Genomic DNA, 6,959 nt, shown 5'->3' on the forward strand with positions numbered 1-6,959 from the left:
ATAGCCTCAATAGTTGAGCGTTTTGCGGATGGAGATGGAGGTGGTGTAGCCGGCGGATCGGTTCAGGGTGTGCGTGGCCGTCTCCACCATCCAGGCGCCGTCAAAGCGCCCCCAGCCCTGGACCTGCACCACCAGGCCGGCGTACAGGCGCGGGTCGCCCATCAGGTCCAGGCTGCCCGTCCATTCTTTCTGATTGGCCTGGCGCAGTTCGTTGGCCGCCACGCGCTCGGCCTCGGCCTGGCTCTCCACCCGCGTGTTGATCTTGAGCGTATGGCCCACCTGTTTGTCTGTTTCGGCCCGTTCCGGGGCGCAGCCTGCGGACTTGAGGGCCTTTTCCTCGGGCTCCCAGTAGTCGCACGAGGCGTCGCCGTAGGTTTCGGAGGATTGCGTGGAAAACTGGAAGCGGCTCACGGCCGTCACCCCGCGGGCAATGGCCAGGCTGGGCGGCTGGGCGTCGGCCTCTTTGGCCGACCGGATCACCAGCCGGTCTTCGCAGACCTTGACCGTCAGCCCCTGGCGCTCGGCCACGCGCTTGATCAGGGCCAGGTCGCTTTCCTGGCGCTGGTCCAGGCGCACAAAGGCGCATTCGTCCCCCTCATAGTGCAGGGCGAGCCCATGTTCCGTGGCCAGATCCCCGGCCACGGTCTTCAGGGATGCGTGCTCCCAGGCCCGGCTTTTGGCCTCGCGCCTGAGCGGCGTATCCACCGCCGCGGACACGGCCCGCACCCGGACCACATCCGGCGGGCCGCTCAAATCAATCTGGTCGATGGTGAAGCTGCCGCAGGCAAGCTCCAGGCTGTCCCCGTCCGCAAACCAGTTGCGGCACTGGATGGCCGCGCGCAGGCGGTCGCCCTTGTCGGGCATCCAGCCCATGGCCCAGGCGTGGTCCCGATCCTCGAATTCCAGCTGCAGATCATCGGCCTGGCCGTGGGCGTTGTCCGTGTAGGTCACGGACAGGCAGTACGGGGCCACGTCCTGACTGACGTCCGCCAGGTCCGTCTTGGATGCCGAGGCCTGGGCCATGAGGGACAGGACGGCGTGGCGGGATAAAGAAGTGGAAGGAAAGGACGGGGGAACTGAGTTCCCCCGCGCCCCCTCCCATTGGGTGGACGTTTGGGTGGACGCCGTGGAAGAAGTGGATGAAGCCGAAGGGTTGCCTTCGGGCGTCTGCTGCGGCGCGGCCACGGGCACGGCGTCCGCCCGCTCGGAGGCCGAAAAGGAAAACGGCTCCCGGCTGCCGGTGGCAGGCGTGGTCCCTTCGGATTTGGAAAAGGAAAAGTCGCTCACCGCCGCCTCCTACCGCCGCCATGGCGGGCGGGTGTCCGCCGTGGTCAGTTGGGTGCCGGCCGGCAGCTCGGGCACCGTGAGCACCACCCCCGGCCCGAAGACCACGGCCTCGCGGTGGGCCGGGTTGGCGGCCAGCAGATGATGGAAGAGCGTCTCCCGGCCCCAGAGCCGGAAGGCGACCAGGTCCCACATGTCCCCCTGCTGGGTGGTGTAGGTGCTAGGCATAGGACAGCCTCCGCTCCTGGTGGAGCAGCTCCCGGATCAGCCGGGCCAGGGCCTCCTTGTCTTGCGCCAGGGCCTGGGCCAGGCCTCCGGCCGCGTCCTGTCCCGTGCCCTGTCCCGAGCTCTGCACGGTGATCTGCGGGGCATAGTGGATGGTCAGGCCGCCGGGGCTTCCTGCCCCGCCGGCTGCTCCCGGGCCAGCCGGCACGGCTGCGCCGCTGCCCGCCGCATCACCAGTCGCCGCCCCCATTGCACCACCTGACGCGGGGTCAAGGAGCGCTGCAACCGCGCCCAGGTGTTGCCCCAGGGGATCCACCAGCGGCCCGGCCCCGGCACCCTGGATGCCGGCACCCAGGGTGCGCACAAGCATGCCGCCCTGGTGCGTCACGTTGGAGAGTGGCCCTTCCTTGGCATCAGATCGATTGAATAAGCTTGGAATTTTGGACAGCACGCCCTTGACGGCGTCATAGGCCGCCCCCCCCATACTGGTGATGCCCGAAATAAAGGTATCGATCAGCCGCCGCCCGGCCCCGGACAGGTCCAGGGTGGAGAGGTACTGCAGCGCCTGGCCCAGTGAGGTCTCAATCTTCCCGGGTACCCCTGCCAGACTGGCCAGGGCCGAATCCCACATGCCGGTTACACTTTTGCCCAGCCCGCTAAAAAATCGCCCCACTCCGGCCCAGGCATCCTGGATGCCCTGCACGACACTGAACACCGCATACACACCCCAGTCGATGAGATTCACCCACCCCGAGATGGCTGCGCCCAGGGTCTGCCCCACGGCCTGCCCCCAGGTCCGCGCTCCTTCCGAGGCCTGCATATTCGCTGGTCCACCAAAAAGATCACCCAGGAAATTGGTCACACTGGAAAACGCGCTCTTGACCGGGGCCAAGGCCTCCCCCCAAGCAGAGAGCGCCTTGCCCACGCTCTCGAGGGCTGGACCAGCCTCATCCTTCAGGCCTTGCCAGACACCCTGAAAAAAACTCTTGAGCGGTCCCCAGTGTTGGTAGACCAGGTACCCAAGCCCCGCCAAGGCGAGCACCGGCAGGAGCGCAGGACTCAGCGCCAGGAGCCCGGCCTTAAGACCGGAGAGCGCTGCCCCGACAGACCCCAGCGCCGGCACAGCTCGGGTCAGGGAAGACAGCCCCCCGGCGGCCGAGGCCAGGCGCATGGTCTGCAACAGGGCGAGGCCCGCGCGCAGCGAATGCAAGGGGCCGGTGACAAAGGTCAGGGCGTAGCCAAGGCCGATTGAAGCCACCTTGAAGGCCATCAGTCCTGCTACCGCGCCCACAACCACCTTGGTCAGTTCAGGATGCGCATTGGCAAAGGTGTCCACAGCGCTGGCCGCTCTGGTCAGGATCGCAGTCGCCCCCCGCACCACCGGCGCAAGCACATTGCCAATGCTGATCGCCAGGGACTCCGTGGCGCTCCCCAAGGCCTTAAACTGCCCCATCAGCGTTTCCTGCTGCTTGCGGGCTACTTCGGCCGCGGCCCCTTCCTCCTTGATTTGTTCGATAAACGCCTGCAGCTCTCCGGAACTGGACTTGTTCATCAGTTCCGTGGCCGCAGCCAGGGCTTCCACGCCGAATATGGTGGAAAGCACATCCGCGCGCTGGGCCGTCCCCAGGCCCCGCTTGGTCATGGCGGCGTTCATTTCCGCCAGGATGGTCGGCATATCCCGCAGGTTGCCTTTGGCATCTTTGGCATGTACGCCCAGCCGCTGCATCATTTTCGCGGCTTCCTTGGGCGGCGAGGCCAGACGGGCGTACATGGCCCGCATTGCCGTACCAGCCTCAGAGCCCTGGATACCCACGTCCCCCAGCTTGCCGGCCATGGCCGCCACAGTCTCTACCCCCACCCCGAGACTTTTGGCCACCGGGGCCACATACTTCATGGTATCGCCCAGCATCGCGAGCGAGGTATTACTGGACGTGAAGGTGTTGGTCATCACATCGCCCAGGTATCCCATCCGCTCGGCCGGCAAACCAAACCCGGACAGAATATTGGAGGCGATATCCGCAGCCTGGGCCAGATCAATATTGCCGGCTGTCGCCAAATCCAGCATGCCGGGCATGGCGGCAATTATGTCGTTGGCCTTGAATCCGGCCATGGCCAGATACTGCATGCCACCTGCGGCTTCCGAGGCGCTCCAGGCCGTGGTGGCCCCCAGCTCCCGGGCCGTGGCTGTCAGACGCCTGAACTCCTCACCCGCCAGATCGAGCTTGCCCACCGCACCGACCCTGGCCATGGATGCTTCAAAATTGGCGGCCACCCGCACCGGCGCGGCCAGGGTCAACCCCATGCCCACCGCGCCCAGCATCTGCCCCCGCAACTCGCCCCGGCGTTCAGTCACCGCATCCCGGGCCGCCAGGGCTTGGCCCATGCGGGCGTGGGCCTGCATGGCCTGACCCAGCTTGCGTTCCTCCGCCGCAAACCGGGCCGCGTCCCGCGCGCCGTCGGTCAGGGTGAAGTTGTACTTTTTGGCTTCTTCCGAGACCTTGCGATACGCCAAATGCGCCGCGGCCAGTTCGGTCTTGATGCGCGGGTTGGGCTGCAAGGCCCGGCTGGCCGCGCCCTGCACTTCATTGATGCGCCGCTGGGCAGCTTGCAGATCCTTGGCCAGGGTCTGGCCCAGGCGGGCCTTGGCCAGACCTTTTTCCAGCCCGTCGCCCAGCTCCTTGCCCAGCCCGGCTAGGCCGCGCTTGGCCTGGCCGAGGGTGGAGCCGAAGCTGCCGGCCAGGGCAGCCCCGATGAGGAGGGAGACGGCGAGCTTGCTCATGGGGTCCTACGTGCGGGTGGGGATGGGGTCGAGGGTGGCCAGGGCCGTGAGCCAGGCGGCCAGTTCTTCCAGGGTCAGGGCCAGGAGCTCCGCCCGGCTCCAGCCCGTGGCCGCGGCCAGCCTCAGGCAGGCGGCGCGGAGCTGGGCTGCGACGTCCGGGCCGCGGCAGGACGCCGCAAAAAACCGCTGAACACCTCCTGCAGCTGGCCATAGTCGGCCAGGTCCAAGAGCTCCAAACACTCGGGATTGACGTCGCACAGGCTGGCAAAGAGATGCAGCTCGCGCTGCTGCTCACTGCCCAGGGATTCCACGGCCAGCATGTCCTTGACCGTGGGCCGGCGCATGGTCAGGCTGTCCACGGTCTTGCCGTCAAACACCACAGGATAGGCCAGGGGCACGCCCTGGGCCACGACTTTGGCTGCGATGCTCATTGCCTAGGCCTCCATGCCGAGGTGGATGCGGGTCTGGGCCAGGTAGTCCACCCCTTCCACCACGAACTTGCAGTTGAGTTTGTCGATTTCCACCAGGTCTTCCCCGGCCACCACCATCCGCAGGTAAAAGCATTCCACTTCCACCTGATTTTCCTGCTTTTTGCCGGTCTCCATCTTGCCGGCCCCCAGCTTCTTGACCGTGCCCTGCATGACCAGCTTGATGCCGTAGCTGTCAAAGGCCGTGCCGCCGGCATCGTATTCCTGCACGCTGCCCCGGGCCGTGAGCAGGTGCCCCCTGGGCGCGGCCAGGGCCAGCAAATCCTTGGTCAGCACCCGGTACTTGATCTTGCAGACCAGGCTTTTGAAGTGCCCCACCACCGGGCTTTCCACCTCGCCGGCAATGCCGGAGCCGGAAAGGGTCTCCGTCAGGGCCTCCAGGTCTGGCAGTTCAATGTCCGCCGTGCCCAGCAAGGCTACATCGTCCTTGTACAATCGGAAGTTCTGCAGGACGTCCGGGATTTTATTGATGGATGGCATGTCCGCTCCTTAGACGAAGAGGGTCTCAAAATACGACGGGTCCAGTTCCACCAGGAACTCGATCTGCCTCGCGGGCGGCGGGGGCATCCACATGAGGTGGAAGCGGATGATGCCGTCCAGCAGGTCCGTCACCGGGTTTTCCTCTTCCCGGAACTCCAGCCGCCCGCCCAGGATGATTTCCCGCGCCGCCAGGCCATTGAGGGCGATGTTCTCGCTATCCACAATGGTTTCGATGAGTCGTTTGGTGATGGGGTAGTCCACCTTCTGCCACCAGGTCAGCACCAGCTGGTTGGACTTCCAGTTAGTCATCCGTCTGAGAGGAATGAAGGCGTCCTTGGGATCGGTGCTGAAGGGGTAGCAGGCCGTGCGGTTGCCCCAGCTGCGCCAGCCGCCCGTGAAGTTCAGCGCCGTGACGATACCCTGGCCGTTCAGGTAGTTGGCCTGATCCGGCCCCAGCCAGACCGGTTCTTCCGCGCCGGCCGGGCCGGCCACGGCCGCGTCCATGCGCAGAAGCTCGTTGGACGGGCTCTTGTACGGGATGTCGCCGTGCTCCACGTCCACACGGGCCATGGTGGCGGCCAGGTGGCAGGACAGATGGTAGACCGTGCCGCCCAGGGCCACCTTGGGCCAGCAGCAAATCTGCTGCGGGTCCGCCAGGGAGGCCAGCTCCTTGGCCGCAGGCACGTCGGTGTAGCGGGTCAGGGTCTGGGCATCCATGTCCAGCACGGCCACGGCCTTGAAATGCCCGTTGATGCTCCCGGCCTTGGCGGCCATGACCGCGGCCACCTCGGGCAGGTGGCTGTAACCCGGCGCGCAGATGGAGCCGGGCACCAGGCGGAACATGGGGAAGATGGCCTCCACCAGCTCCAGGCCCTCGCGTGCGCCAGTCACCCCGTCGATGCCGCCGATGATGTCCTGGGCGGTCACGGCGGACGGGTCGGCCCAGGCATAGGCCGCCACGGACACCGTGGCCCCGGCGGCGATGGCCCCGCCCTCCAGCAGGCTCACCAGGCCCGTGGCCTCATCCACCATGTAATCCGTGCCGGCGGCGTATGTGGTCGCGCCGTCCTGGCTTTTGATAACCAGGCTGCCGGGGATCAGATCGTCATGGGCCAGCTGCAGGGTGCCGGCGGCGGAAACGACCTGGGCCACGGGCGCGTCCAGCACCTGCCGATGCACCGCGGGGTCAAAGACGTTGACAAAGATGACCGGCCCGACGTTGTACAGGGCAAAGGTCACATAAGCGTATTCCGTGAGGCCGTACCGGGTCTGCCGGCCATCCAGCCAGCCCAGGGCCGCCACGGCTTCGGCGTAGCTGTAGCAAAGCTTGGGGGCGTTGACGTGCACGCCGTCCGCCGCGCGGTGCACCGGGGCCGTGCCCACCACCACCGCAATACCGGCCTCCACCTTGCGGGCCGGCAGGACGGCCGTGGGCACTTCCTGGGTGTATACCCCATGTTTGTAGCCAAGAGTCGCCATGATGAGGCCTCCTTAAGAAGTGCGGCCGGCCTGCCGGTACGCGGTCAGCAGGGCCTGGGCGGCTGCCTGCAGGGGGTGCCCAGGCCGCCGCAGATCGGCGCGAGCCTGGGTCAGCCTGGCCACGGGCACCATGAGACCGGACAGCTCGGGATACCGGGCCGCCAGGGCCAGCACAGCGGGCGGCAAGGGGCCGGCCTTGAACACCCGGTACTGCGCCAGGCCAT

Annotated in this window: 7 protein-coding genes; all 7 read right to left on the minus strand. The window is 66.6% G+C overall.

Translation table 11 applies throughout. The features are described 5' to 3' along the window. Nucleotides 1-6: 6 nt before the first annotated feature. Nucleotides 7-1,287: a phage late control D family protein gene (locus tag ACYQ00_RS16395; RefSeq protein ID WP_460032479.1), complete on the minus strand. Its 1,281-nt coding sequence runs from the start codon at nt 1,285-1,287 to the stop codon at nt 7-9. Nucleotides 1,288-1,296: 9 nt separating this feature from the next. Then, on the minus strand, nt 1,297-1,512 hold the full coding sequence (locus ACYQ00_RS16400) for a tail protein X (RefSeq protein ID WP_460032480.1): 216 nt from the start codon (nt 1,510-1,512) through the stop codon (nt 1,297-1,299). Further along, nucleotides 1,505-4,288, minus strand: coding sequence for a phage tail tape measure protein (locus ACYQ00_RS16405; RefSeq protein ID WP_460032481.1), 2,784 nt, complete (start codon nt 4,286-4,288; stop codon nt 1,505-1,507). The genes ACYQ00_RS16400 and ACYQ00_RS16405 overlap by 8 nt, the downstream gene beginning before the upstream one ends. A 122-nt stretch (nt 4,289-4,410) precedes the next feature. Next, the gene (locus ACYQ00_RS16410; protein WP_460032482.1) at nt 4,411-4,719 is read right to left on the minus strand and encodes a phage tail assembly protein; all 309 of its coding nucleotides are present in this window, start codon (nt 4,717-4,719) and stop codon (nt 4,411-4,413) included. 3 nt (nt 4,720-4,722) lie between these two features. After that, nucleotides 4,723-5,256, minus strand: coding sequence for a phage major tail tube protein (locus ACYQ00_RS16415; RefSeq protein WP_460032483.1), 534 nt, complete (start codon nt 5,254-5,256; stop codon nt 4,723-4,725). A 9-nt stretch (nt 5,257-5,265) separates the two neighbouring features. Beyond that, nucleotides 5,266-6,735 (minus strand): phage tail sheath family protein, encoded by a 1,470-nt coding sequence (locus tag ACYQ00_RS16420; RefSeq protein WP_460032484.1) that lies wholly within the window; start codon nt 6,733-6,735, stop codon nt 5,266-5,268. A gap of 12 nt (nt 6,736-6,747) precedes the next feature. Continuing rightward, the coding region (locus tag ACYQ00_RS16425) for a hypothetical protein (protein WP_460033169.1) at nt 6,748-6,959 on the minus strand (212 nt) is incomplete at its 5' end.

The sequence above is a fragment of the Megalodesulfovibrio paquesii genome, from assembly GCF_054653055.1.

What these genes read in the sequence shown, in the direction of transcription:
- ACYQ00_RS16400 (WP_460032480.1), bottom strand. Translation starts at nt 1,512, where the DNA reads ATGCCTAGCACCTACACCACCCAGCAGGGGGACATGTGGGACCTGGTC.
- ACYQ00_RS16405 (WP_460032481.1), bottom strand. Translation starts at nt 4,288, where the DNA reads ATGAGCAAGCTCGCCGTCTCCCTCCTCATCGGGGCTGCCCTGGCCGGC.
- ACYQ00_RS16410 (WP_460032482.1), bottom strand. Translation starts at nt 4,719, where the DNA reads ATGAGCATCGCAGCCAAAGTCGTGGCCCAGGGCGTGCCCCTGGCCTAT.
- ACYQ00_RS16415 (WP_460032483.1), bottom strand. Translation starts at nt 5,256, where the DNA reads ATGCCATCCATCAATAAAATCCCGGACGTCCTGCAGAACTTCCGATTG.
- ACYQ00_RS16420 (WP_460032484.1), bottom strand. Translation starts at nt 6,735, where the DNA reads ATGGCGACTCTTGGCTACAAACATGGGGTATACACCCAGGAAGTGCCC.